At 62.0% G+C, this 23,361-nt stretch carries 21 protein-coding genes; 13 read left to right on the top strand and 8 right to left on the bottom strand.

Annotation, left to right across the window (positions count from 1 at the left end; translation table 11 throughout):
• Positions 1-6 precede the first annotated feature (6 nt).
• The 8 genes from V6Z53_RS18870 to V6Z53_RS18835 all read left to right on the top strand — a co-directional run bounded on the left by V6Z53_RS18870 (position 7) and on the right by V6Z53_RS18835 (position 7,417).
• Positions 7-759 carry a GntR family transcriptional regulator gene (locus tag V6Z53_RS18870; RefSeq protein ID WP_338581129.1) on the top strand — a complete coding sequence of 251 codons (753 nt, stop codon included), beginning with the start codon at positions 7-9 and terminating at the stop codon, positions 757-759.
• Positions 756-2,486, top strand: coding sequence for a fumarate reductase/succinate dehydrogenase flavoprotein subunit (locus tag V6Z53_RS18865; RefSeq protein ID WP_338581128.1), 1,731 nt, complete (start codon positions 756-758; stop codon positions 2,484-2,486). Before V6Z53_RS18870 ends, V6Z53_RS18865 begins: the two co-directional genes overlap by 4 nt.
• 26 nt (positions 2,487-2,512) lie before the next feature.
• Positions 2,513-2,758, top strand: coding sequence for a ferredoxin family protein (locus tag V6Z53_RS18860; protein ID WP_003180418.1), 246 nt, complete (start codon positions 2,513-2,515; stop codon positions 2,756-2,758).
• Positions 2,759-2,994: 236 nt separating this feature from the next.
• Positions 2,995-4,401, top strand: coding sequence for an ABC transporter substrate-binding protein (locus V6Z53_RS18855; RefSeq protein WP_338581127.1), 1,407 nt, complete (start codon positions 2,995-2,997; stop codon positions 4,399-4,401).
• Between the two features lie 136 nt (positions 4,402-4,537).
• A complete protein-coding gene (locus tag V6Z53_RS18850; RefSeq protein WP_338581126.1) occupies positions 4,538-5,320 on the top strand; it encodes an ABC transporter permease in 783 nt (260 codons plus the stop codon).
• Positions 5,320-6,168: an ABC transporter ATP-binding protein gene (locus V6Z53_RS18845; protein WP_338581125.1), complete on the top strand. Its 849-nt coding sequence runs from the start codon at positions 5,320-5,322 to the stop codon at positions 6,166-6,168. The genes V6Z53_RS18850 and V6Z53_RS18845 overlap by 1 nt, the downstream gene beginning before the upstream one ends.
• Positions 6,165-7,127, top strand: coding sequence for a HEAT repeat domain-containing protein (locus V6Z53_RS18840; protein ID WP_338581124.1), 963 nt, complete (start codon positions 6,165-6,167; stop codon positions 7,125-7,127). Before V6Z53_RS18845 ends, V6Z53_RS18840 begins: the two co-directional genes overlap by 4 nt.
• The gene (locus V6Z53_RS18835; protein ID WP_338581123.1) at positions 7,124-7,417 is read left to right on the top strand and encodes a DUF971 domain-containing protein; all 294 of its coding nucleotides are present in this window, start codon (positions 7,124-7,126) and stop codon (positions 7,415-7,417) included. Before V6Z53_RS18840 ends, V6Z53_RS18835 begins: the two co-directional genes overlap by 4 nt.
• Before the next feature lie 106 nt (positions 7,418-7,523).
• On the opposite strand, the gene V6Z53_RS18830 is transcribed toward V6Z53_RS18835, so the two are convergent.
• Both V6Z53_RS18830 and V6Z53_RS18825 read right to left on the bottom strand, forming a co-directional pair.
• Positions 7,524-8,261 carry a TorF family putative porin gene (locus V6Z53_RS18830; protein ID WP_338581122.1) on the bottom strand — a complete coding sequence of 246 codons (738 nt, stop codon included), beginning with the start codon at positions 8,259-8,261 and terminating at the stop codon, positions 7,524-7,526.
• A gap of 109 nt (positions 8,262-8,370) precedes the next feature.
• Positions 8,371-10,113 (bottom strand): amidohydrolase, encoded by a 1,743-nt coding sequence (locus V6Z53_RS18825; protein ID WP_338581121.1) that lies wholly within the window; start codon positions 10,111-10,113, stop codon positions 8,371-8,373.
• A gap of 103 nt (positions 10,114-10,216) precedes the next feature.
• On the opposite strand from V6Z53_RS18825, the gene V6Z53_RS18820 reads away from it, so the two are divergent.
• Genes V6Z53_RS18820 through V6Z53_RS18800 form a run of 5 tightly spaced genes read left to right on the top strand, consistent with a single transcriptional unit; the run spans position 10,217 to position 16,904 of the window.
• Positions 10,217-11,134, top strand: coding sequence for a LysR family transcriptional regulator (locus tag V6Z53_RS18820; protein ID WP_338581120.1), 918 nt, complete (start codon positions 10,217-10,219; stop codon positions 11,132-11,134).
• A 38-nt stretch (positions 11,135-11,172) separates the two neighbouring features.
• Positions 11,173-11,790 (top strand): transcriptional repressor LexA, encoded by a 618-nt coding sequence (gene lexA, locus V6Z53_RS18815; protein WP_338581119.1) that lies wholly within the window; start codon positions 11,173-11,175, stop codon positions 11,788-11,790.
• A complete protein-coding gene (gene imuA, locus V6Z53_RS18810; RefSeq protein ID WP_338581118.1) occupies positions 11,790-12,407 on the top strand; it encodes a translesion DNA synthesis-associated protein ImuA in 618 nt (205 codons plus the stop codon). Before lexA ends, imuA begins: the two co-directional genes overlap by 1 nt.
• 7 nt (positions 12,408-12,414) lie before the next feature.
• Positions 12,415-13,830, top strand: a complete 1,416-nt coding sequence (locus V6Z53_RS18805) for a DNA polymerase Y family protein (protein WP_338581117.1) — start codon at positions 12,415-12,417, stop codon at positions 13,828-13,830.
• Positions 13,806-16,904: an error-prone DNA polymerase gene (locus V6Z53_RS18800; protein WP_338581116.1), complete on the top strand. Its 3,099-nt coding sequence runs from the start codon at positions 13,806-13,808 to the stop codon at positions 16,902-16,904. Before V6Z53_RS18805 ends, V6Z53_RS18800 begins: the two co-directional genes overlap by 25 nt.
• 172 nt (positions 16,905-17,076) lie before the next feature.
• Here the strand turns inward: V6Z53_RS18800 and V6Z53_RS18795 are convergent, their stop codons facing one another.
• The 6 genes from V6Z53_RS18795 to V6Z53_RS18770 form a co-directional block, all read right to left on the bottom strand.
• The gene (locus V6Z53_RS18795) at positions 17,077-17,739 is read right to left on the bottom strand and encodes a flavin reductase family protein (RefSeq protein WP_338581115.1); all 663 of its coding nucleotides are present in this window, start codon (positions 17,737-17,739) and stop codon (positions 17,077-17,079) included.
• A 12-nt stretch (positions 17,740-17,751) separates the two neighbouring features.
• Complete coding sequence (locus tag V6Z53_RS18790) at positions 17,752-19,239, bottom strand: amidohydrolase family protein (protein WP_338581114.1); 1,488 nt, start codon at positions 19,237-19,239, stop codon at positions 17,752-17,754.
• On the bottom strand, positions 19,236-20,432 hold the full coding sequence (locus V6Z53_RS18785; RefSeq protein ID WP_338581113.1) for an amidohydrolase family protein: 1,197 nt from the start codon (positions 20,430-20,432) through the stop codon (positions 19,236-19,238). Before V6Z53_RS18785 ends, V6Z53_RS18790 begins: the two co-directional genes overlap by 4 nt.
• A gap of 155 nt (positions 20,433-20,587) precedes the next feature.
• Positions 20,588-21,640, bottom strand: a complete 1,053-nt coding sequence (locus V6Z53_RS18780; protein WP_338581112.1) for an extracellular solute-binding protein — start codon at positions 21,638-21,640, stop codon at positions 20,588-20,590.
• A gap of 17 nt (positions 21,641-21,657) precedes the next feature.
• Positions 21,658-22,446, bottom strand: a complete 789-nt coding sequence (locus V6Z53_RS18775; protein WP_338581111.1) for an ABC transporter permease — start codon at positions 22,444-22,446, stop codon at positions 21,658-21,660.
• Positions 22,443-23,360, bottom strand: a complete 918-nt coding sequence (locus V6Z53_RS18770; protein ID WP_338581110.1) for an ABC transporter permease — start codon at positions 23,358-23,360, stop codon at positions 22,443-22,445. Before V6Z53_RS18770 ends, V6Z53_RS18775 begins: the two co-directional genes overlap by 4 nt.
• Position 23,361 lies beyond the last annotated feature (1 nt).

Below are 23,361 nucleotides of genomic sequence, written 5' to 3'. Positions count from 1 at the left end.
ATCTTCATGACCGATAACGTTCTATCCCTGAGCAGCGTCCCACTGCACACCCAACTGCGCGACGTACTACGTGCCCGCATTCTCGACGGCGAATATCCGCAAGACAGCCAGATGCCTTCCGAAAGCGAGCTCGGCGCGCTGTTCAAGGTCAGCCGCATCACCGTGCGCCAGGCGCTCGGCGATCTGCAAAAGGAAGGGCTGATCTTCAAGATCCACGGCAAGGGCACGTTCGTCGCCAAGCCGAAAACCTTCCAGAACGTCAGCACCCTGCAAGGCCTCGCCGAGTCGATGACCGGGCGCGGCTATGAAGTGATCAACCGCCTGCGCAGTTTCAAATTCATCGCCGCCGACAAGCTGGTCGCCGAACGTTTGCAGGTTGCCGAAGGCGAGACCGTGGCGCAGATCAAACGGGTGCGTTTGATCAACCGCGAGCCGATTTCGCTGGAAATCACCTACCTGCCCAAAGCCATCGGCGAGCGCCTGGAGAAGGCGGATCTGGTGACTCGCGACATTTTCCTGATCCTGGAAAACGACTGCGGCGTTTCGCTCGGCCATGCTGATCTGGCCATCGACGCGGTGCTGGCCGACAGCGACCTGACCCAGGCGCTGAACGTCGAACCGGGCTCGCCGATCATGCGCATCGAGCGTCTGACCCACGACGCCGCAGGCCAGCCGCTGGACTTCGAACACCTTTACTACCGTGGCGATGCCTTCCAGTACCGCCTGCGGATCGACCGGCAAAAAGGGGAGCAGGCATGACGCGAAACACCCTCGAACAGGAATACGACATCGTCGTCATCGGCGGCGGCACGGCCGGCCCGATGGCAGCGATCAAGGCCAAGGAACGCAACCGCGACTTGCGGGTGTTGTTGATCGACAAGGCCAACGTCAAGCGCAGCGGTGCGATCAGCATGGGCATGGATGGTCTGAACAACGCGATCATTCCCGGCCACTCGACACCGGAGCAGTACACCAAGGAAATCACCATCGCCAACGACGGCATCGTCAATCAGGCAGCGGTGTACGCCTATGCCACCCACAGCTTCGAAACCATCGAGCAACTGGACCGCTGGGGCGTGAAATTCGAGAAGGACGAGACCGGCGATTACGCGGTGAAGAAGGTTCACCACATGGGCGCTTATGTGTTGCCGATGCCGGAAGGACACGACATCAAGAAAGTCCTGTATCGCCAGTTGAAGCGGGCGCGGGTGAGCATCACCAATCGCCTGGTCTGCACCCGTTTGCTCACGGATGAAGAGGGCGCGGTCAACGGCGTGATGGGTTTCGATTGCCGCACGGCCGACTTCCATGTGATCAAGGCCAAGGCAGTGATCCTCGCCTGCGGTGCCGCCGGGCGCTTGGGCCTGCCGTCCTCGGGCTACCTGATGGGCACCTACGAAAACCCGACCAACGCCGGCGACGGTTACTCGATGGCCTACCACGCCGGAGCCGAACTGGCGAACCTGGAATGCTTCCAGATCAACCCGCTGATCAAGGACTACAACGGCCCGGCCTGCGCCTACGTCACCGGTCCCTTGGGCGGCTACACCGCCAACAACAAGGGCGAACGCTTCATCGAGTGTGACTACTGGAGCGGGCAGATGATGTGGGAGTTCCACCAGGAACTGGAAAGCGGCAACGGTCCGGTGTTCCTCAAGCTCGATCACCTGGCCGAAGAAACCATCCAGAACATCGAAGAAATCCTGCACAGCAACGAGCGCCCGAGTCGGGGCCAATTTCACGCCAATCGCGGCACCGACTACCGCACGCAGATGGTCGAGATGCACATCTCCGAGATCGGTTTTTGCAGCGGTCATTCGGCGTCCGGCGTATGGGTCAACGAGAAGGCCGAGACCTCGGTCAAGGGTTTGTACTCGGCGGGCGACATGGCTGCCGTGCCGCATAACTACATGCTTGGCGCGTTCACCTATGGCTGGTTTGCCGGTAACAACGCGGCGGATTTTGTTGCCGGTCGCGAGTTTTCAGCCTTGGATGCCCGGCAGATCGAAACCGAAAAACAACGGGTCTACGCACCGCTGGATCGTGAACACGGACTGCCACCGGCTCAGGTCGAATACAAGCTGCGGCGCTTCGTCAACGACTACCTGCAACCGCCGAAAGTGACCAAGAAGATGCAGATCGGCCTGCAACGTTTCAGCGACATCCAGCGCGACCTCGATCAGATGAAGGCCCACAACGCCCACGAACTGATGCGCGCCATGGAAGTCAGCATGATCCGCGACTGCGCCGAAATGGCCGCCAGGGCCTCGCTGTTCCGTGCCGAAAGTCGCTGGGGGCTTTACCACTATCGGGTCGATCACCCGCAGCGCAACGACAGCGACTGGTTCTGCCATTGCCACCTGAAGAAGGGCGAAAACGGCCTGATGACCAGTTTCAAGAAAGCCGTCGAGCCTTACATCATCCCGCTCGACGTGGACGAAATGCAGGCTTACGACCGGTTGCGGGTCGGTGCCGATGCGGCTTGAGCAAGACACTAGAGAGAAACCGTGAAATGGCCTACCAACCTCAGGAAATCTTCTTCCGTTCCAACGCCCCCGTCACGGTCGACGAGGACAAATGCATCGCCCACAAGGGCTGCACCGTGTGCGTCGACGTCTGCCCGATGGACCTGCTGGCGATCAACCCGGCCACGCAAAAGGCCTACATGGCCTTCGACGAATGCTGGTACTGCATGCCCTGTGAAAAGGACTGCCCGACCGGGGCGGTGAAGGTCGAAATCCCGTATTTACTGCGCTGAAACACAATCAATGTGGGAGCGGGCTTGCTCGCGAAGAGGCCGGCACAACTGGCATCTCCATTGACTGAACGGACGCATTCGCGAGCAAGCCCGCTCCCACAGGGGATCGAGAGCAGCCTCACAAAAACGCCATCCGGCCACCCCCGGACGCTTGCTTCAAAACACCCCTCGTTTCCCACCACGCCCTGATCGTGGCGGAGACGAACATCCTATAAATGATTCGAGGGGAAACACTCATGATGTTGCGTGCAGCTTTGGCCGGTCTGGTACTGGCTTCATTCACCTTGTCGGCCTCGGCCGAAACTATCCGCATTGCCATCGGCACCCAGGACACCACGATCAACTGTGCCGCCGGCGGTCTGTTGATTCGCGAGCTCGGTCTGCTGGACAAATACTTGCCCCACGACGGCCAATACAAAGACGCCAAGTACGAGGTGGAGTGGAAGAACTTCACCAGTGGCGCGCCGCTGACCAATGAGATGGTCGCCGGCAAACTCGACTTCGGCGCCATGGCCGATTTCCCGGGTTCATTCAACGGCGTGGCGTTTGAAACAGCGGGCAAGCACAGCCTGTTTATCAGCGTGTTGTCGGGCAGCACCAAGGGCAGTGGCAACGGCATCGTGGTGCCGAGCGCATCGGGCGTGCAGTCGCTGGCCGAGCTCAAGGGCAAGACCATTTCCGTACCGTTCGCTTCCACCGCCCACGGTATGTTGCTGCGTGCCGTGGCGGCTCAAGGCTGGGACCCGCTCAAGGATGTGAACATCATCGCCCAGCCGCCGGAAGTCGCCGGTTCTGCGTTGCAGGCGGGCAAGATCGATGCCCACGCCGACTTCGTGCCGTTCGCCGAGCTGTTCCCGAGCCGGGGCTTCGCACGCAAGATCTACGACGGCTCCCAGGCCGGCGCGCCGACCTTCCACGGAGCGTTGGTCGATCAGTCCTACGCGAAAAAGTACCCGGAGATTGTTGTCGCTTATCTGCGTGCCAGCATCGAAGCCAATCAACTGCTCGCCGCCGAGCCTGAGAAGTACAGCGAACTGATCGCCAAAGTCACCGGCGTCGATGCCGAGGTCAACTACCTGTTCCACGGCCCGCTTGGCGTGCAGACCCGCGACCTGAGCTGGAAACCGGAATACCGCCAGGCTGTCGGCACTGCCATCGACACCCTCAAGCTATTGAAGAAGGCCGATCGAGGTCTCGATCTGAATACCTTCATCGACGATCAGTACATCCGTGCTGCCTTCAAGGCGTCGAACCTCGATTACACCGCGCAACTGGCGAACTACGCCCAGACGCCGCTCAAAGCCGTGGATGCATCCAGCGGCAAGGCCATCACTGATTTCAGCCATGTGGCCGAAATCTGGGTGCGCGGCGAGCCGAAAGTCCGTCAATACGCCTCGGCGGAATCGGCGTTTGCTGCGCTGACCGTGCTGAAACAGGAAGGCAAGAACATCCGCGCGGTGTACACCCAGGCCAGCGACAGCGGGATCAAGCTGCTGGCCGATCAGGCGTGGTTTGCCAGTGATGCCAAGGGACGCCTGAGCGCATTCCTGCTCAAGGGCCAGGCCCAGCAATTTGCCTCGGCACAGGGCGGCAAGGTGTTCGATTTCACGGATGCCACTGCGCAGGCTGTGGCGGTGCGCTAACCCCCGGAACACCCCGGTCAAATGTGGGAGCGGGCTTGCTCGCGAATGCGGTCCAACATTCAAAATCCTTGTTGACTGACACACCGCTTTCGCGAGCAAGCCCGCTCCCACAGGATCTCGGTAGAGAGGAAAAATTGTGTACCGATCATATTCACGCTGGATTCCAAGAGCCGCATCCTTGCTGTTCTGCCTCGTATTCTGGCAACTCGCCGCCAGCCACCACTGGAACCTCGGCCTCGTTACCTTCGCCAACGTGCCCACGCCGCTGTCGGTGATCGAAGCCGCATTCGGCCTTGGCGATTCAGGCAAACTCGCCCGGCACCTGAGCAGCAGCCTGAGCCGGGTGTTCGCCGGTTACCTCGCGGCGCTGATCATCGGCGTCGCGTTGGGCCTGGCGATCGGCCGCTCGAAATGGGCCGAGGATCTGTTGCTGCCGCCGCTGGAAGTGCTGCGGCCGATTCCGGCCGTGGCGTGGATTCCACTGGCGATTCTGATGTTCCCGTCGTCGGAACTGTCGATGGTGTTCATCACCTTTACCGGCGCCTTGTTTCCGATCCTGCTCAACACCGTACACGGTGTGGAAGGTGTCGACCCGAGGTTGATCGCTTCGGCAAAAAGCCTCGGAGCAGGGCGCCGGGCGATGTTGCTGGAAGTGATTCTGCCAGGCGCCGCACCGAGCATCATCACCGGCCTCGCCATCGGCATGGGCACCTCGTGGTTCTGCCTGGTGACCGCCGAGATGATCTCCGGCCAATACGGCATCGGCTATTACACCTGGGAGTCCTACACCATTCAGAACTACCCCGACATCGTGGTCGGCATGTTGCTGATCGGCGTACTCGGGATGGGCAGCAGTCTGCTGATCAAACGCCTCGGCGGGTTGTTCACGCCTTGGCATCGACCACGAGGAAAAGCCTGATGAGCGTATTTCAACACCCGGAAGGGCGTATCGATATTCGCGGTCTGTCGATCAGCCTGGGCGAGGGCAATGCGGCCTTCGAAGCCGTGCAGGGCCTCGACTGCCAGATCGAACCGGGGCAGTTCGTGTGCATTCTCGGGCCGTCCGGTTGCGGTAAATCCACGTTGCTCGGTGCCCTGGCCGGCCATCTGCAACCGCGTACCGGCAGCCTCAACGTCGATGGCTCGGCGGTGTCCGGTCCGTCGCCGCAGCGTGGCATGGTGTTCCAGCAGCACACATTGTTTCCCTGGCGCACGGTGCGCGACAACGTCGCCTTCGGCCTGAAAATGCGCGGCGTCGGCAAGGCTGAGCGGCACCGGGCCGCCGACGAAATCCTCGCCCTGGTCGGCCTCGAAGGTTTTGCCGAGCGCTGGCCGGATCAACTCTCCGGCGGCATGCAGCAACGGGTGGAAATCGCCCGGGTGCTGGTCAATCGTCCACGGCTGTTGCTGATGGACGAACCCTTTGGCGCGCTCGATGCCTTGACCCGGTTGAACATGCAGGAACTGTTGCTGGACATCTGGACGCGCATTCGCACCACCGTGGTGTTTGTCACCCATGACATCGACGAGGCGCTGTTTCTCGCCGATCGCCTGCTGGTCATGAGTTCGCGTCCCGGCCGGATCATCGAAGACCTGCGCCTGGATTTCCCCCGGCCACGCACCACTGAACTGGTGACGAGCCATGAGTTCTCCCGTTTGAAGCGTCACTGCCTCGAACTGTTGCGTCACGAAGACGGTCGGCAGCTGCCTCGCCTGAACCCTCTCGGACTTCCCCCAGAAAACAAACTGCCGCGATTTGCCCTATGACCTCACTATTCGATGTAACCGATAACGAAGACATTCTCGCCCTGCAACCGCGCCTGACCGATGACGATTCGGGCGTGCGCCGCATTGCGCTGATCGAGCTGGCTGACCTGGAAGAGCCGGACGGCCTGCTGTGGCTGGTCAATCGATTGGCCGAAGACCCGGCTCCGGAAGTCCGCGCCGAAGCCGCGCGGTTGCTCGAAGCCTGGGAGGACGCGCCGGTGGTCGAGGCGCTGTGCCAGGCACTCACCGATCCATCGGATGCGGTGCAAGCTGCCGCTGCGCAAAGCCTCAGCCTGCTCAAGAGTGAAGCGGCGGGGAAGGTGATTCTGCCGTGGACCGGGCATGCCGACATCGGCGTGCGTATCGCGGCGTTCAGGGCTTTGCGAGAGTTGCGCTTTGCCGAGGCGGCGCCAGCGGCGTTGCTCGCGTTGGACGACAAGGACGCCAGCGTCCGGCGTGAAGCGGTCGGTGTGCTGGGCTGGCTCAAACAACTCGATGCCTTGCCGGCACTGGCGCGACTGGCCAGCGCCGATACGGACGTCGAAGTTCGCCGCGCCGCCACCGGGGCATTGGGTCTTGCCTCCGACGAACAAGTCTTGCCGGCGCTGCGTCAGGCGCTGCGGGACGAAGCCTGGCAAGTGCGCGAGGAAGCCGCCACCACGCTGGGCAAGGTCGGGCACGTTGATGCGGGTTCGGCGCTGGTCGAAGCCTTGACCGACGATTACTGGCAAGTGCGCCTGCGCGCCACCCGCAGTCTCGGCCGCTTGCGCTACGCCCCGGCCCTCGATCCGCTGATCGAAGCCCTCGGCCATCGCATCAGCAACCTGCGCAAGGAAGCCGCGCTGGCCCTTGGCGAATTGAACGATCGCGGCGCCATCGCACCGTTGCAGGCCGCACAGGACGACGGCGACCCGGAAGTGCGCAAAGCCGTACGCATCGCCTTGAGTCAGCTGCAATGAACCCCGTGGCGATTGGCAATTCCCGCAGCAAACAGCAGTTGCGATTGGGCTGGCCGGATGGTCGTGAACAACTGCTCGGCCACGCCGAACTGCGTCGGCTGTGTCCGTGTTCGCAATGCCGGGCGTTTCGTTTGCGCGGGATGACGCCGCTGGTCGATGAGCGTGTGTGCGTGGTCGAACTGAATCCGCAGGGATATGGTTTGCAGCTGGTGTTCAGCGACGGGCATGAACGCGGGATTTATCCGTGGGATTATCTGGCGCAACTCAACTCTGAAGCCACAGAGAACTAATGTGGGAGCGGGCTTGCTCGCGAATGCGGTCGAACATTCAATCTTGATATCGACTGATCCACCGCTTTCGCGAGCAAGCCCGCTCCCACATGGGGATCCATGGAGATCAGAAGGATTTGCTGACACTCGCCACTACTGTCGCGCTGCACACATCATCGAAGCCCCAGTTACTGGCGCACTGGCTCTTCGACAAATCGGTATCGATGTAACTCAGTCCGAGCATCACCCCGGCCAACTCGTGAGTCAGTTTGACCTCCCATTCACGGTACGAGTCTTCGGCCTCACCCGAGCGTGAGTACAGGTGCGGGTCCTTGAAATCCATGTCGCCGTAACGCAGCTTCAGACCCACGCCATAAGGCAGCTCGGTTTCATAACCGACATAGCTGTAGAGCGAGTTCTGCTCGCTGTCGATGCCCGGCGCATCGGCGGAGTAATAGGCCGCCAGCTTCACACCGTAGACGCTGAGAATGCCGTAGGCCTCGCTTTGATTGAACTGACTCTCCTTCGGATACGAATACTTGAGATAGCCAAGATCCAGGCTGACGTCATCGGTGGCCTGCCACAGCCAACCGGCGTAGTAATCGACTTCCTGGCGGGTTTTCAGGCCGCCGCCAAAGTCGACGTTGGATGTCCACGCGCCCAGGTACAGGCCACTGCTGTGGGCCAGGGTCATGCCGAATTGAATGGTCGGATCGTTCTGGGTCTGCGAGATGCCGCGAGTGCGGTAGTCGCTGGCCAGGGTTGCATCCAGCAACAGTGAGAAATCATCGTTCAAGGTGATGGCCTGGCTGCTCAAGGGCAGCAAAGTCAAGGAACCGAGGGCGATCAGGGTGAAGGCTTTCATGGGTTACGTCCCGCTATTGTGATTGTTATGGGCAGATTTGAGACAAGGCTGCGCCGGACCTCATGTCGAAAAACACGAGGTCGGGCAGCGGGGTGGTTGCGGTTTTTTATTAGAGGGTTGGGGCGTAGACCTGACGACCGGCGAACCAGGTTTGCAGCACTTGGGTGTCGTGCAGGGCTTTCTCGTCGACGCTGAACACGTCGCGGTCGAGAACGATAAAGTCGGCCTGTTTACCGGCGCTCAACGAGCCGATGGTCTTGTCCAGGCCGATGGTGCGCGCAGCGTTGAGTGTGTAGGCGTAGAACATGGTTTCGCGGTCGATGCGTTCATCGGCGTTGAGCACACCCAAAGGGCCGACCCGCGTCATGGCCTGGGCCATGGCGTTGAACGGATTCGGCGACGACACCGGCCAGTCGCTGGCGCCGGCGATGGTCGCGCCCTGTTTGAGCAACGAGTGCGCCGGGTACTGGTAACGGAACGCCAGGGCACTGACGTAAGGCTTGATCATGTCCGTGGTGTAGTCGTCGGCGCTGGCCCAGAGCAGTTGCATCGAGGCGATGACGTCGAGCGGTTTGAACCGGGCGAACTCTTTCGGGTTGACCATTTGCAGGTGCGTGACGGAGTGGGTCACGCCGCTCTGCCGGTCTTTGCGTGCCTGTGCGATACCGTTAAGCGATTCACGTACCGCTCGGTCGCCGATGGCGTGGATGTGCACCAGCCAACCCCGTTGATCGATGGCGCTGACCAACTCGCCAAAGTGCTTGGGATCGATCAGCAACTCGCCCTGTTTGTGCGAGTTGCTGTAGGGATCGATCATCGCCGCGCTTTGCGCCGGGTACTCGATCACGCCGTCGGCGAAAATCTTGATGCCGGGCAGCGTCAGGTTGGGGATGCCCTGAAATTGTTGGCGAACCTTGTCCAGTGTGTCGAGGTCGGCGGGTACGCTTTTCGAGTTGGCCACCAGCAGCGCCGCGACGTGGGCAGTCATGCCGCCGCTTTCGGCCAGCGCCTTGTACACCGGCAACACGCCGACGGTTTTTTCCGTGGGCTTGAGGGCGAACACCGGTTCGCCCGGCGCAGCGTTGGCAGCGGGGTCCATCCACGCGGTAATGCCGACGCTGTTGTTGTAGCTCACGGCGGTTTGCGCAGCCTTGAGCATGTCGGCGGCGCTCGGCGCCGGCATTTTCGAGGCGACCCGGTCCCAACCGGCGTCTACCAGAAAGCCATTGGGCGCGCCGTTCTTGAGCTTGCCAATGGTGCCGTCTTCAGCCTTCGGCAACGACTTGATCAGCGCAGCATCGACACCCGCGCGCTTGAGCATCACGTCGTTGGCCCAGGCTGTGTGGTGGTCACTGCCGATAAAGACTACGGGCACACTGGCCCATTCGCCGCTGTTGAATTTCTTGCCCAACGCTTCGGCCTGAGCCCAATACACCGAACTCATGCCGGCGATGCTGAGCACGTCACCGTGCTTCGCCGTGCCGTCATCGCGCCAGGTGCGCAGGCGTTTTTCCAGTTCGTCGAGCTCGACCACTTCATCGGCCATGTTGGCCGAGACCATTTCCAGGCCACCGAAAATCGCGTGGGAGTGGCTGTCGATCAGGCCGGGCATCAAGGTCTTGCCCTGCAGATCGATGACCTTGGTTCCCGATTCGATCAAGGCTTTGATCTGCGCATCGCTGCCCACTTGCAGCACTTTGCCGTCCTGCACCGCCAGTGCCTGAACCTTGGGCTGGCTGCGGTCGGCGGTGAAGATCTTGCCGTTTAACAACACCAGATCAGTCGCCGCCATGGCTTCCAACGAGGCAAAACTCACTGCGGCCACCAAGAGATTCGGGATGAATCTTTTCATTGAATGTTTCCTTGTTATTGCGTCTGATGGCCAGATTAGTGGCTTGCCGTGCTCGGTAGAACGCCTCGCTCACGAAAAACATTTTTGCCTGAATGGAAAAAGTATGGACAAGCTGGGTGCATTGAAAATGTTCGTGGTCACGGCGCAACTGGGCAGTTTCAGTCGCGCCGCCGAGCAATTGGGCAAGACTCCGTCGGCGCTGACCAAAGCGGTCAATCACCTGGAAGCGGAACTCGGTGCGCGTTTGTTCGAGCGCAGCACCCGGCGGATATTGCTGACGGAATCCGGGCGGCTTTATCTGGAAACCGCGCGCCAGGTATTGCAGCGGCTGGACGAGGCCGGCGAGGAAATCGAGCAGTTGCAGCATGGTTTGCGCGGCAGCCTGAAAATCACCGCGCCGCTGGCCTATGGGCAGGCTTTTCTCGATCAGGTCTGTGGCGGTTTTCTTGAGCAGTATCCGCAGATCAACCTGCAAGTGGACTTGTGCGACGAGTTCGTCAATCTGCTGGAAAGCGGCTACGACCTGGCCTTGCGTGAAGGCCACGACGATTTGCCGGGGCTGATCGCCCGCGTGGTCGGCAGCAATCGCCTGGCACTGTGCGGCAGCCCGGAGTACCTGGCGCGCAAGGGGCTGCCGGTCACCCCGCAGACCGTCGATGACCACGAGTGGTTGCTGTATCGCCATCCGTTGCTGAGTCGCGAATTCTGGTGGGCCGAGCGTGACGGGCAGCGCCTGAGCCTGCCGCAACCTCAGGCACCGCGCCTGCGCAGCGACAATTACGACTTGTTGCTGGCCAATGCCCTGGCCGGGCGCGGCTTGCTGCACACGCCGCTGTGGAGCGCCGCGCCGTACATTGCCGATGGGCGACTGGTGCGGGTCATGGCCGACTACGACATCGATCCGGACAGCTTCGGCCCGTACATTCTGGCGGTGTACCCGAGCCATCGACGGGCCACGGCCAAGGTGTTGGCGTTCATCGATTACATTGCAGGGTTTTTGGCGTCACGTGGGTTGAGCTGACTGGCGGTCCTTGCCAGGAAAATGCCAAAAGAGTACAAATGTACTCCATGACGACTCTTACTCCCCGCCGTACCGCCATCCTGACCTTCATCCGCGAGCGCATCGCGGAGCACGGTCAGTCCCCGAGCCTCGCTGAAATCAGCGAGGCGTTCGGCTTCGCCTCCCGCAGTGTGGCGCGCAAGCATGTGCTGGCGCTCACCGACGCCGGGTTTATCGAGGTCAACCCGCATCAGGCCCGGGGCATTCGCCTGCTCGGGCAACCGCCGCGCCCCGAACTGCTGGACATCCCGGTACTCGGCCGGGTGGCGGCCGGTGCGCCGATCGGTGCCGATGCCGAAATCCATAGCCGCTTGCTGCTTGATCCGTCGATTTTCTCGCGGGTGCCGGACTACATGTTGCGGGTGCGCGGCGACTCGATGATCGAGGACGGCATTCTCGATGGCGATCTGGTGGGCGTGCATCGCAGCCCCGAGGCGGTCAACGGCCAGATCGTCGTGGCGCGCCTCGACGGCGAAGTCACCATCAAGCGCTTCGAGCGGGTCGGTGACACGGTTCGCCTGTTGCCGCGCAACCCGGCTTATCAGCCGATCATCGTCGAAGCCGACCGGGACCTCGCTATCGAAGGGGTGTTCTGCGGTCTGGTGAGGCAAGGCTGATGGGCGCCGTCGTTGCGTTGGATACGCTGTTCAATGGCGGCCAGGTCTGGAAGGGCCGGCCTGCGCCGCCGGCCGTCAGCCCGCAACCCACCGGGCATGCCACGCTGGATGCGGCGCTGCCCACCGGTGGCTGGCCGGAGGCGGCGCTGACGGAAATCCTGCTGAGCGGGCAGGGCGTGGGCGAATTGCAATTGGTGTGGCCGGCGCTGGCGCGGCTGTCGGCGGCGGGCGAGCGCATCGTGCTGGTGGCGCCGCCTTACGTGCCGTACCCCCAGGCCTGGCAGAACGCGGGGGTTGATCTGCGGCAGTTGTCGATCATCCAGGCCAGCGAGCGCGATGCGCTGTGGGCCGCGGAGCAATGCCTGCGTTCGGGCAGTTGCGGCGCGGTGCTGTGCTGGCCGCACAAGGCCGATGATCGCGCCTTGCGTCGATTGCAGGTGGCAGCGGAAACCGGCCAGACCCTGGCGTTCGCCTATCGCTCGCTCAGTGAAGCGATCAACCCGTCGCCCGCGGCCCTGCGCATCGCCATCGATGCCAAGCCTGCGCAATTGCGGGTACTCAAGTGCCGGGGCGGGTTGGCCCGTTCGGCGCCGATTGCCTTCGCCGTGGGGCATTGAGGTTGCCATGCGCTGGGTCTGTATTCTTTTTCCGCAATTGGCGCTGGACGCGGTACTGCGTCAGCGCACCGATCCCGATGAGCCATTGGCGCTGCTGACCGGTCCGGCCCAACGCCGGGTGTTGCAGGCGGTCAACGGCCCGGCGCGGGAATTGGGTTTGCGCCCCGGCCAGTCCATGAGCGCCGCGCAGGCCTTGAGCAAAGGCTTTGCCACCGCCGAGTACGACGCCGCTCAAATCGAACACTGGCAGCAGTTTCTGGCCGCTTGGGCCTATCGGTTCAGCGCTCAGGTCAGCGTGCATTACCCGCGGGCACTGGTGTTCGAAATCGAGTCCAGCCTCGGCCTGTTCGGCAATTGGCCACAATTCGAGGCGCGCTTGCGTCGCGAACTCGGCGAACTGGGTTTTCGCCATCGCATCGTTGCTGCACCCAATCCGGTGGCGGCACGAATGCTGGCCAATGCCTATGACGGTCTGGTGGTGCCCGACGATCAAGCCTTGCAGCGTCACCTCGGGCAAATGCCCGTCGACCGCATCGGGCTGGAGGCCAACGTCGCCACGGCGTTGTCGCGCATGGGGCTGCGCACCTTGAGTCAGCTGCAGGCGTTGCCCCGGCAGAGTTTGGCCCGGCGTTTCGAAGCTCAGGTGCTCAAGCATCTGGACGCCTTGCTCGGGGTGCGGCGGCTGGCGCTGGCGTTCTACCTGCCGCCGGATCGCTTCGATGTGCGCATCGAGCTCAATTTCGATGTGCAATCCCATCAGGCCTTGCTGTTTCCGCTACGCCGGTTGACCGGTGACCTGTCGGCGTTCCTGTGCGGGCGCGACAGCGGCGTACAGCGTTTCGACCTGCATCTGGAACACGCCGGATTGCCGGACACGGTCATCAAGGTCGGCCTGCTCAGCGCCGAGCGCGATCCGGCGATGCTGTTCGAACTGGCCCGGGGGCGGCTGGAGCAGGTTCAGGTCGAGGCGCCGGTACGCGGTTTTCGCCTGCGCGCCGAAGACTTGCCGGCCTTCGTGCCGCAGTGTCAGGAACTGTTCGACGACCGCCCGCAGCAGTCCTTGCCTTGGGAGCAATTGCGCGAACGCCTGCGCGCACGGTTGGGCGATGACGCGGTGCACGGCCTGCGGTTTCAGGCCGATCACCGACCCGAGTGCGCGTGGCAGGCCAGTGCCGACAGTCAGCCCTGCGGCGGATTCCCGACCGTGCAGCGACCGGGCTGGTTGCTGACGGAACCGCTGGCGGTGCACGAAGGCTCGACCCGCATCCTCATGGGACCGGAACGTATCGAGTCCGGCTGGTGGGACGGTGATGATGTGCGCCGCGATTACTACCTGATCGAAACCCGTGCCGGCCAGCAGGGCTGGGCTTATCGGGCGGTGGGTGAAGACGGCCCGTTGTGGTTGCAGGGCTGGTTCGCATGAACGCCGAATATGCCGAGTTGCACTGCCTGTCGAACTTCAGTTTCCAGCGCGGTGCCTCCAGTGCCCTTGAGCTGTTCCAGCGGGCGAAAAAACAGGGTTATCAAGCCCTGGCGATCACCGACGAATGCACCTTGGCCGGCATCGTCCGCGCTTGGCAAGCGGCGAAGTCCGTGGAGCTACCGCTGATTATCGGCAGCGAGATTCGCATCGAGAACGGTCCGAAACTGGTGCTGCTGGTGGAGAGCCTTGAGGGTTACCAGACGCTGTGCCGACTGATCACCCGCGCCCGACGGCGCACGCAGAAAGGTCAGTATCAAATACTGCGCGATGACTTCAGCGAGCCGCTGCCGGGGCTGTTGGCGTTGTGGGTGCCGGACGCGGTCGATGATTACGAGCAGGGCCATTGGCTGAAGCAGGTTTTCGCCGAACGCCTGTGGCTGGCGGTGCAACTGCATCGCAGCCAGGACGACACCCGTCGGCTGAACGACCTGCTGACCCTGGCCCGGAAGCTGCAAATTACTCCGGTGGCCAGCGGCGATGTGCACATGCACGCGCGCGGGCGGCGGGCCTTGCAGGACACCATGACCGCGATCCGTCATCACCTGCCGGTGGCCGACGCCGGGTTGCGCCTGCACCCCAACGGCGAACGGCATCTGCGCAGCCTCGACGTTCTCTCCAGCCTGTACCCGCAAGCCTTGCTTGATGAAACGCTGGCGATTGCCCGGCGTTGCACGTTCGACCTCGGCCAGTTGCGTTATCAATATCCACGGGAGCTGGTGCCTGATGGACATACGGCCACGTCGTGGCTGAGTCATTTGACCGAGGAGGGCATTCGCGCGCGCTGGCCGCAAGGTGCGAGTGAGAAGGTGCGCGGGCTGATCGACAAGGAACTGGGACTGATCGCCGAGTTGGGCTATGAGAGTTATTTCCTTACGGTCCAAGACATTGTCGCCTTCGCTCGGCGCGAAAAAATTCTATGTCAGGGTCGAGGCTCGGCGGCTAACTCTGCGGTGTGCTTTGCCTTGGGCATTACCGAGATCGACCCCGACCGGATGAACATGTTGTTCGAGCGCTTTCTCTCCAGGGAGCGCGATGAACCACCGGATATCGATGTGGACTTCGAGCACGAACGCCGCGAAGAAGTCTTGCAGTATGTGTTCCAGCGCTATGGCCGGACCCGCGCGGCATTGACCGCCGTGGTCAGCACCTACCACGCGGCAGGCGCCGTGCGCGATGTGGCCAAGGCGCTGGGTTTGCCGCCGGATCAGATCAACGCCCTGGCCGATTGTTGCGGTCACTGGAGTGATGAAACTCCGCCCGTGGAGCGTCTGCGTGAAGGTGGGTTCGATCCCGAGAGCCCGGTGCTGCGCCGGGTGTTGAGTTTGACCCAACAGTTGATCGGGTTTCCCCGGCACCTGTCCCAGCACCCCGGTGGTTTCGTGATTTCCGAGCATCCGCTGGACAGTCTGGTGCCGGTGGAAAACGCCGCCATGGCCGAGCGCACCATCATCCAGTGGGACAAGGACGATCTGGATGCGGTCGGTTTGCTCAAGGTGGATATCCTCGCGCTGGGCATGCTCAGCGCGATTCGTCGTTGTTTCGATTTGCTGCGTCGTCATCGCAATCTGGACTTGAGCCTGGCGTCGATCCCCTCCGAAGACTCGTTGACCTACGACATGATTGGCCGCGCCGACACCGTCGGCGTGTTCCAGATCGAATCACGGGCGCAAATGTCGATGCTGCCCAGGCTCAAGCCGCGCAAGTTCTATGATCTGGTGATCGAGGTGGCCATCGTTCGCCCCGGGCCAATTCAGGGGGGCATGGTGCATCCGTACCTGCGTCGCCGAAACAAGGAAGAACTCGAAAGCTATCCGTCAGAAGAGTTGCGGGAGGTGTTGAAACGCACCCTCGGCGTCCCTTTGTTCCAGGAGCAAGTGATGCAGATCGCGATTGTCGCCGCCGACTACAGCCCCGGCGAAGCCGATCAGCTGCGCCGCTCCATGGCCGCGTGGAAACGCCACGGCGGGCTCGAACCGCACAAGGAACGCCTGGCAGCGGGGATGAAGAAAAAAGGCTATACCGCGGACTTCGCCACACAGATTTTCGAGCAGATCAAAGGCTTCGGCAGTTACGGTTTTCCCGAATCCCACGCCGCCAGTTTTGCCTTGCTGACCTACGCCAGTTGCTGGTTGAAATGCCATGAGCCGGCAGCGTTCGCCTGTGCGCTGATCAATAGCTGGCCCATGGGTTTCTACAGCCCGGACCAGATTCTGCAGGACGCACGCCGTCATCATTTGCAGATTCGCCCGGTGGACGTGCGGGCCAGTGACTGGGATTGCAGCCTGGAGCCGATCACCGGTGCGCAACCGGCGATTCGCATGGGCCTGCGCATGATCAAGGGCTTTCGCGAGGACGATGCCCGACGCATCGAGGTGGCGCGCTCCAAGGGCGCGTTTGCCGACATCGCCGATCTCGGCGAACGGGCGCGGCTCCATGCCCGCGCCCAGGAGCAACTGGCAGATGCCGGTGCGCTGCGCGGGTTGGCCGGTGATCGTCATCGGGCACGCTGGGAAGTGGCGGGGGTGCAGAAACAGCTTGGGTTGTTCGCCGGGCTGCCGAGCCAGGAAGAGGGTGCGATCGCGCTGCCCAAACCCACTGTCGGCGAAGACCTGCGGGCCGATTACGCCAGCGTCGGCACCACCCTCGGGCCGCATCCGCTGGCGTTGTTGCGCGCTGAATTGAAAGCCCGGCGTTGCCGCAGTTCGAAGGAGTTGCTGGAGGTCGAGCACGGACGGCCGGTCAGCGTCGCGGGGCTGGTGACCGGTCGACAACGGCCGGGCACCGCCAGTGGTGTGACCTTCGTCACCCTGGAAGACGAGTTCGGCAACGTCAACGTGGTGGTGTGGCACGACCTGGCCGATCGGCAGCGAAAGGTACTGGTCGGCTCGCAGTTGCTCAAGGTCGATGGGCGTTGGGAAAAGGAGGGCGAGGTTCGGCATCTGATTGCCGGGCGCTTGAGCGACCTGAGTCCGCTGCTCGATGGCATCAGCGTGCGGAGCCGGGATTTCCACTGATCCACGGTGAGCGGGCTTCTGTGGCGAGGGAGCTTGCTCCCGCTCGCCTGCGCAGCAGGTGTAAAACCATTCACCGCGATGCAATTGAATGACCGCGGTGGTTACCTTGAGCGCTGCTTCGCACCCCAGCGGGAGCAAGCTCCCTCGCCACAGGGTATGTGGGGTGTTCCTTTTACTTGGACACCGGCCAAAACCGCTCGCCGCCCCCAGGCGCATCCGTCCACGCCTGCAACGACCGTGTCGGCAAATCGAAATAATCCCGCGTACGCGCATAACCATGCCCGCCCATTCGACCGATCGCGTCGAGCCCCAGTTGATCGATGTACAGGGTTTTGGGATCGATCAATTCATCGCGCACATGGGCCATCAGCACTTCACCAAAGATGATCTCCCGGGATTGACCGATGTTCAGCGCCATCATCCGTCGGCATTCCAGCGCAACCGGGGCTTCGCCGATGCGTGGGCATTTGACCGTGGTGCCGGGGATGGCGGTGAGGCCTGCCGCGGTCAGTTCATCGAAGCCGGGAGCGAAGGGCACGGCGCAGACGTTCATGGCTTCCACCAGTGCATCGCTGACGATGTTGACGGTGAATTCCTGGTTGAGCTGGATGTTGCGCGTGGTGTCCTTGGGGCTTTGGTCACCGTAGTTTTCCACGCCCAGCGCGAGGATCGGCGGATCGGCTGAGAGCGCGTTGAAGAAGCTGAAGGGCGCGGCATTGATGCGGCCTTCACCGTCGATGGTGGTGACCAGGGCAATCGGCCGTGGTACCACGCTGCCGATCAGAATCTTGTATTTGTCCCGTGGGCTCAGTTGGCTGAAGTCGAAGCTTTGCATGGGCAGAAATCTCTAAAGAAGTGGATCAATCGCGCTCAGTGGCGCTTGCGCGCTGTAGTCGTCGGCGAACGGGATGGCCGGTTGGAAAAGACTTTTCCAGTCCGGTTGGCCGAAGGCCCGGTCGCTGTGACTGCGCATCAGTTTTTCGAATTGCTGTTGGGCCTGGCGTTGCAGGGCCGGGTAATCGATACCGTTGACCTGACCGTTGTGCATGACGCAGCGGCCGTCGATGAAACTGGCGATGCAGTCATCACCGCGCCCGGCCAGCACGAGGTTTTTCAGTGGATCGAACAGCGGCCCCAGGCGCAGGCCGCGCAGGTTGAACACGGTGATGTCGGCTTTTGCTCCCGGCGCCAGACGTCCAAGGTCGTCGCGACCCAACGCTTTAGCGCCGCCGAGGGTGGCGGCGTTGTACAGGTCCAGCGTGCGGGTCAGTGAATTGCCGCCTTCCATCAGCCGGGCGATGTTCAGACCCTGACGCATGTTTTCCAGCAAGTCCGCCGGCCAGGTATCGGTGCCCAAGGCGAAGTTGATGCCCTTGGCCCGATAACGACCAAACGAGTTCAGCGCCTCGCCGTCCCGGGCAAACACCACCGGGCAATGCACCAGGCTCGCGCCGCCATCCACCAGCCGTTGCAGGTCGTCATCGCCACGGGTGTAGATGCCGTGGGGCAACAGGCTGCGTGGAGTCAACAGGTCCAATTGCTGCAACCAACCCAGTGGGGAAACACCGCGCAACTGCTCGACCATCGCCACTTCGCCGAGGCCCTGACAGCAATGCAAGCGCATCGGCGCGTTGAGTTCCCGGCTCAGTGCGGCGGTACGTTGAAGCAGAGCGGGCGTGCAGGTCTGGATACGATCGGGCAACAGCGCGCCGCGAATCAGATCATGGTGAGAACCGTCGAAATCCCGGAAAAATCGCTCGGCCGCATCGAGCCCGGCCATACCTCGGGCTTCATCCCAGTGGTGAGCCAGCGTGCCGTCGGCCTGCCAGTAACTCATGCCGCTCATGTAGCAGGGACCGAGGTACGTGCGCAGCCCCAGTTCAGCCGCCACATCGGCGACTGCGGAAAATTCATCGTAGGTTTCCGCCCACTCGCGGTAGTACATCGAGGTGATCGGCATGGCCGTGGTGATGCCGTTGCGGATCAACTGTGTGAAGGCGTAGCGGTATTTGAAGACTTCTTCGTCGGGGCTATAGCTTTCCCGTGAGCCGCGCGCCAGATACTCCGCCGACCACATGCGGCCCATGTCGCGCTCGTCGCCGTTGTCCAGGGTTAGCACCGTGGAGTCGAGATCGCCCAGTGCATCCAGATCGATAAATCCCGGACCGATCAACGCGTTGCCGTAGTCGATCCACTGATCCACCGCGCCTGCATAACCGCGCCCGACGAACTCGATGCGCGAACCTTCGAAAACCACTTCGCCGTCGCGCCATAAAACATGCTGCGTACCGTCGAAGCCGACCACGCAGCTGGCCCGCAAGCCGATGCGCTTCACAAACGGCTGTCCAGCAAACGGCCGCCCGCCGCAATCAACTGCCCGCCGCGATAAACCTGGCGCAACGGCCGCGAGACAACCGCTTCACCGAGCGTTTGTACCGGCATCAGCAAAAAGTCTGCTGGCCGGCCCATCTCAAAACCATAACCTTCACAACCCAATGCACGAGCGCCATTGACCGTCGCGGCGTCGAAGGCCGCCGCCAGTTCTTCGTCCTTGTTCAAATCGAAACGGAACGCCAACAACATCGCCCGCTCCAGCATGTCGCCGTTGCCCATCGGCGACCAGGCGTCACGAATGCCGTCGGAACCCAGGCAGACATTGACCCCGGTTTCGCGCAGGGCAAGAAACGGCGGCACGGCGCAATCGGCCGGCGCAGAGCTCATCAGCGAAATACCCAGCGCCGCCAAGCGTTCGGCCACCGGTTTGACCTGACTCCACGGCAGCATGCCGAGGCAGTACGCGTGACTGATCATCACCCGCCCCTGAAGCGTGAATCGCTCGGTGTAATCGGCGATCAACGCGATCTGCCACAGGCCCAGCTCACCCTTGTCGTGCAGGTGAATGTCGACGCCACGGTCGAACTCGCTGGCCAGTTTGAACACGAAATCCAGTTGTGCGACGGGATCGTTGTCGATGCCGCACGGGTCCAGTCCACCGACGTTTTCCACGCCCAGAGCCATGGCTTCGCGCATCAATTCGGCGGTGCCGGGACGGCTGATCAGGCCAGTTTGCGGGAACACCACCAGTTGCAGGTCGATCAGGTCGCGATACTTTTCCCTCAATTGCTGCATGGCCTCGACGTGACGCAGGCCGAACTCCGGGTCGATGTCGACATGGCAGCGCATGGTCAGCGAACCCCGGGCGATGCAGTTTTCCAGCAGCGCGCCGGCCCGTTGCGCAATCGGTGTGGTGACTTCGCGCAGAATGCGCCGCTCATTGGCGATATAGTCCTTGAGAGTGGGCCCGGCGCTGTTCGGGCGCCAGGGTTGGCCCCAGAGGGTTTTGTCCAGATGTACGTGGCTTTCCACCAAGGCCCCGGTGAGCAGTTGGTTCTGGCCGTCGATGTCGGTGGCGAGCAGCTCGGTGGTCGAGGCCGGGCGGCGCTGGGTGAATCGGCCGTTTTCGATCAGCAGGTCTTCGGCGGGTGCGCCGTAAGGGCGCACGTTGCGTAGCCAGCGGGGTTGATTCATTGCGTACCTCAAATTCAGTGGTGTCTTGGCGGGCCTCATCGCTAGCAGGCTAGCTCCCACAGGGTTTGGGGTTGCCCCGGATTCTGTGTCCACACAAAACCACTGTGGGAGCTAGCCTGCTAGCGATGGCCGCGACTCGGTTTCAAGTCAGGCAATCAGCCCTTGAGCTTCGCCCAGATCCGGTCCTGCAGCTCCCGCGCCTTGTTGCTGCATTCCTTCTCGGGACGCAGGCGCGAGGCGAATTCGTCGGGCATGTTGATGGCGTCCATCACTCGCCATTTGGCATCAATCAATTTGTCGCTCTGGATGCCGTTGTCGTAGGCGATGGCGTTGGACACGGCGGCGGCGTTTTCCGGTTTCATCATCCAGTCGATGAAGATCTTGGCGTTGCCGGGGTGCGGCGCGCTTTTCGGTACGGCGAAGTTGTCCTGGAACATCGCCAGTCCTTCCTTCGGATACACGTACTTGATCGTGCTCTTCTGCAAGGTGGCCCGCGCTGTAGAACCGTTCCAGTTCTGCATCATGATCACTTCACCGGAGGCCATGCGGTCGACGGTGTTGTCCGAGCTGTACATCTTCAGGAACGGTTTCTGTTTTTGCAGCAGTTCGAGAATGCGCTTGGCGTCCTGCGGGTTTTCGCTGCATTCGTCGACATTCAGGTAGTGACTGGCGGCGTTGATCACGCTGCTGGACGTGTCGAGGGCGGCGAGTTGGCCTTGCAGTTCCTTGCGCGGTTCGAAGAACTCTTTCCACGAGTCGTCCAGTTTGCCGCCGGGCACCCGCGCGCTGTCATAGGAGAAGCCGGTGGTGCCCCACAAGTACGGCGCCGAGAACTTGCGGCCGGGGTCGAAGCTCGGGTCGCGGAAGGCTGGTTTGACGTACTGGAAGTTGGGCAGGGCGGACGCGTCGATTTCCAGCAGCAGGTTCTGGTTGATCAGGGTGCGCATGATCGATTGCGATGGCACGATCACGTCATACGCCGCGCCGCCGGCCTGCAACTTGGCCAGCAGGGTTTCGTTGCTGTCGTAGCCGTCCATGGTGACCTTGATGCCGGTCTCTTTTTCGAACTTGGCCAGCAGCTCGACCGGGTAGTAATCGGTCCAGTTGTAGAAGAACAGTTCCTTGGGCTCGGCGGCCTGGGCGGTGAAAACGGTAAAGCAACTGAGGGCCAGACCGGCGACACCGTAACCAATATTTTTCAGTTTCATGCAAGAACGCTCCAGACTCATTGTTGTTTGCCGCGCTGTCCCAGCCAGAAGGCCAGCACCACCAGCACGATGGAAATCACCAGCATCAGCGTTGAAATCGCGTTGATCTCCGGCGTCACACCGGCCTTGATCGCCGAGAAGATGTACACCGGCAAGGTCGTGGAACCGGGGCCGGCGACGAAGAAGGTCATGATGAAATCGTCGAGGCTGACCACGAACGCCAGCACCGAACCGGACAGCACCGCCGGCCACAGCAGCGGCAAGGTCACCCGGCGAAACACCTGCCACGGGTTGGCATACAGGTCGTTCGCCGCTTCCAGCAGGCTCTTGTCCAGGTCATTGAGCCGCGCACGGATCGGCAGGTAAGCGAAGGGAATGCAAAAGCCGATGTGGGCGACGATTACGGTCAGCAAACCGAGCTTGATCCCCAGCGCCATGAACAGCAGCAGGGTGGCAACGGCGGTGACAATCTCCGGCAGGATCAACGGCAGGTTGATTCCGCCCTCGACCATTTTCTGCCCGTAGAACGGCCGGTAAGTCGCCAATGCCGCGAGCAATGCAATCGCCGTGGCGCAGACCGTGGCGATGCTGGCGACGATGATCGAGTTCAGCGCGGCGGTCTGGATCGACGGGTTGGCCAGGATTCGTCCATACCAGTCGAACGAGAACTCGGTCCACACCGTCGCCGAGCGGTTGGCGTTGAAGCTGTAGGCAATCAGCACGAAGATCGGCAGGTACAGATAGGCCAGGATCAGCAGACTGACTTCGCGGGTCAGCGGCAGTTTTTTCAGGTGCAGGGCGATCATGTTTGGGCTCCCCGACGCAGGGTCTTGGCGGCATTGCGGCTATAGAGGGCGTAGAGCACCAGGGACACCAACATGATCCCCAGCAACAGGAACGACAGCGAACTGCCCAGCGGCCAGTTGCGTGCGGTGCCGAACTGTTGCTGGATCAGGTTGCCGATCATCAAGGTCTTGCCGCCGCCGAGAATCGCCGGGGTGATGAAGGCACCGAGGCTCGGCACGAACACCAGCAGGGAGCCGGCAATCACTCCCGGCATCGACAGCGGCAGGATGATCCGGCGCAACGCGTGCCAGCGGTTGGCACCCAAGTCATAGGCGGCTTCCACCAAGCGCCAGTCAAGTTTTTCCAGGGTCGAATAGATCGGCAGAATCATGAACGGCAGGAAGCTGTAGACCAGGCCGACGCTGACCGCGAAGTCGTTGTAGAGCAGGGTGATGCCACCGGACTGGGGCAGCAGCGCGTTGAGGCTCTGGGCGACCCAGCCGTGTTCACGCAGGATGATCAGCCACGCGTAGTTGCGAATCAGCAGGTTGGTCCAGAACGGGATGGTGATCAGCAACACCATCAGGTTGCGCCGGCGCGGTGTGAGGCTCGACATCCACAGCGCCACCGGAAAACCGAACAGGAAGCACAGGATCGTGGTGCCACCGGCCTGGAACACCGAACGCAGCAGCGCTTGGGCGTAGACCCAGTTCAGCTCCAGTTCGCCGTCGAAACCTTCCTGGAAAAACAGCTGCACGTAGCTTTGCAATTGCCAGTCGGCCTGCCAGTCGACGCCGCCATAGACGTTGCGCGGCAACAGGCTGATGTAGCCCATGATGCCCAACGGAATGGCGATCAAGGCCAGCAGGGTCAGAACCACCGGGCTGAGCAACAGCGCGCGGTTGAGGGCTGGGGAAGTGCTGCTGACGCTCATC

Source organism: Pseudomonas sp. MAG733B, assembly GCF_036884845.1.
Classification (GTDB): domain Bacteria; phylum Pseudomonadota; class Gammaproteobacteria; order Pseudomonadales; family Pseudomonadaceae; genus Aquipseudomonas.
This window is presented reverse-complemented; position numbering and strand designations above follow the sequence as displayed.

What these genes read in the sequence shown, in the direction of transcription:
- V6Z53_RS18870 (WP_338581129.1), top strand. Translation starts at nt 7, where the DNA reads ATGACCGATAACGTTCTATCCCTGAGCAGCGTCCCACTGCACACCCAA.
- V6Z53_RS18865 (WP_338581128.1), top strand. Translation starts at nt 756, where the DNA reads ATGACGCGAAACACCCTCGAACAGGAATACGACATCGTCGTCATCGGC.
- V6Z53_RS18860 (WP_003180418.1), top strand. Translation starts at nt 2,513, where the DNA reads ATGGCCTACCAACCTCAGGAAATCTTCTTCCGTTCCAACGCCCCCGTC.
- V6Z53_RS18855 (WP_338581127.1), top strand. Translation starts at nt 2,995, where the DNA reads ATGATGTTGCGTGCAGCTTTGGCCGGTCTGGTACTGGCTTCATTCACC.
- V6Z53_RS18845 (WP_338581125.1), top strand. Translation starts at nt 5,320, where the DNA reads ATGAGCGTATTTCAACACCCGGAAGGGCGTATCGATATTCGCGGTCTG.
- V6Z53_RS18840 (WP_338581124.1), top strand. Translation starts at nt 6,165, where the DNA reads ATGACCTCACTATTCGATGTAACCGATAACGAAGACATTCTCGCCCTG.
- V6Z53_RS18835 (WP_338581123.1), top strand. Translation starts at nt 7,124, where the DNA reads ATGAACCCCGTGGCGATTGGCAATTCCCGCAGCAAACAGCAGTTGCGA.
- V6Z53_RS18830 (WP_338581122.1), bottom strand. Translation starts at nt 8,261, where the DNA reads ATGAAAGCCTTCACCCTGATCGCCCTCGGTTCCTTGACTTTGCTGCCC.
- V6Z53_RS18825 (WP_338581121.1), bottom strand. Translation starts at nt 10,113, where the DNA reads ATGAAAAGATTCATCCCGAATCTCTTGGTGGCCGCAGTGAGTTTTGCC.
- V6Z53_RS18820 (WP_338581120.1), top strand. Translation starts at nt 10,217, where the DNA reads ATGGACAAGCTGGGTGCATTGAAAATGTTCGTGGTCACGGCGCAACTG.
- lexA (WP_338581119.1), top strand. Translation starts at nt 11,173, where the DNA reads ATGTACTCCATGACGACTCTTACTCCCCGCCGTACCGCCATCCTGACC.
- imuA (WP_338581118.1), top strand. Translation starts at nt 11,790, where the DNA reads ATGGGCGCCGTCGTTGCGTTGGATACGCTGTTCAATGGCGGCCAGGTC.
- V6Z53_RS18805 (WP_338581117.1), top strand. Translation starts at nt 12,415, where the DNA reads ATGCGCTGGGTCTGTATTCTTTTTCCGCAATTGGCGCTGGACGCGGTA.
- V6Z53_RS18795 (WP_338581115.1), bottom strand. Translation starts at nt 17,739, where the DNA reads ATGCAAAGCTTCGACTTCAGCCAACTGAGCCCACGGGACAAATACAAG.
- V6Z53_RS18785 (WP_338581113.1), bottom strand. Translation starts at nt 20,432, where the DNA reads ATGAATCAACCCCGCTGGCTACGCAACGTGCGCCCTTACGGCGCACCC.
- V6Z53_RS18780 (WP_338581112.1), bottom strand. Translation starts at nt 21,640, where the DNA reads ATGAAACTGAAAAATATTGGTTACGGTGTCGCCGGTCTGGCCCTCAGT.
- V6Z53_RS18775 (WP_338581111.1), bottom strand. Translation starts at nt 22,446, where the DNA reads ATGATCGCCCTGCACCTGAAAAAACTGCCGCTGACCCGCGAAGTCAGT.
- V6Z53_RS18770 (WP_338581110.1), bottom strand. Translation starts at nt 23,360, where the DNA reads ATGAGCGTCAGCAGCACTTCCCCAGCCCTCAACCGCGCGCTGTTGCTC.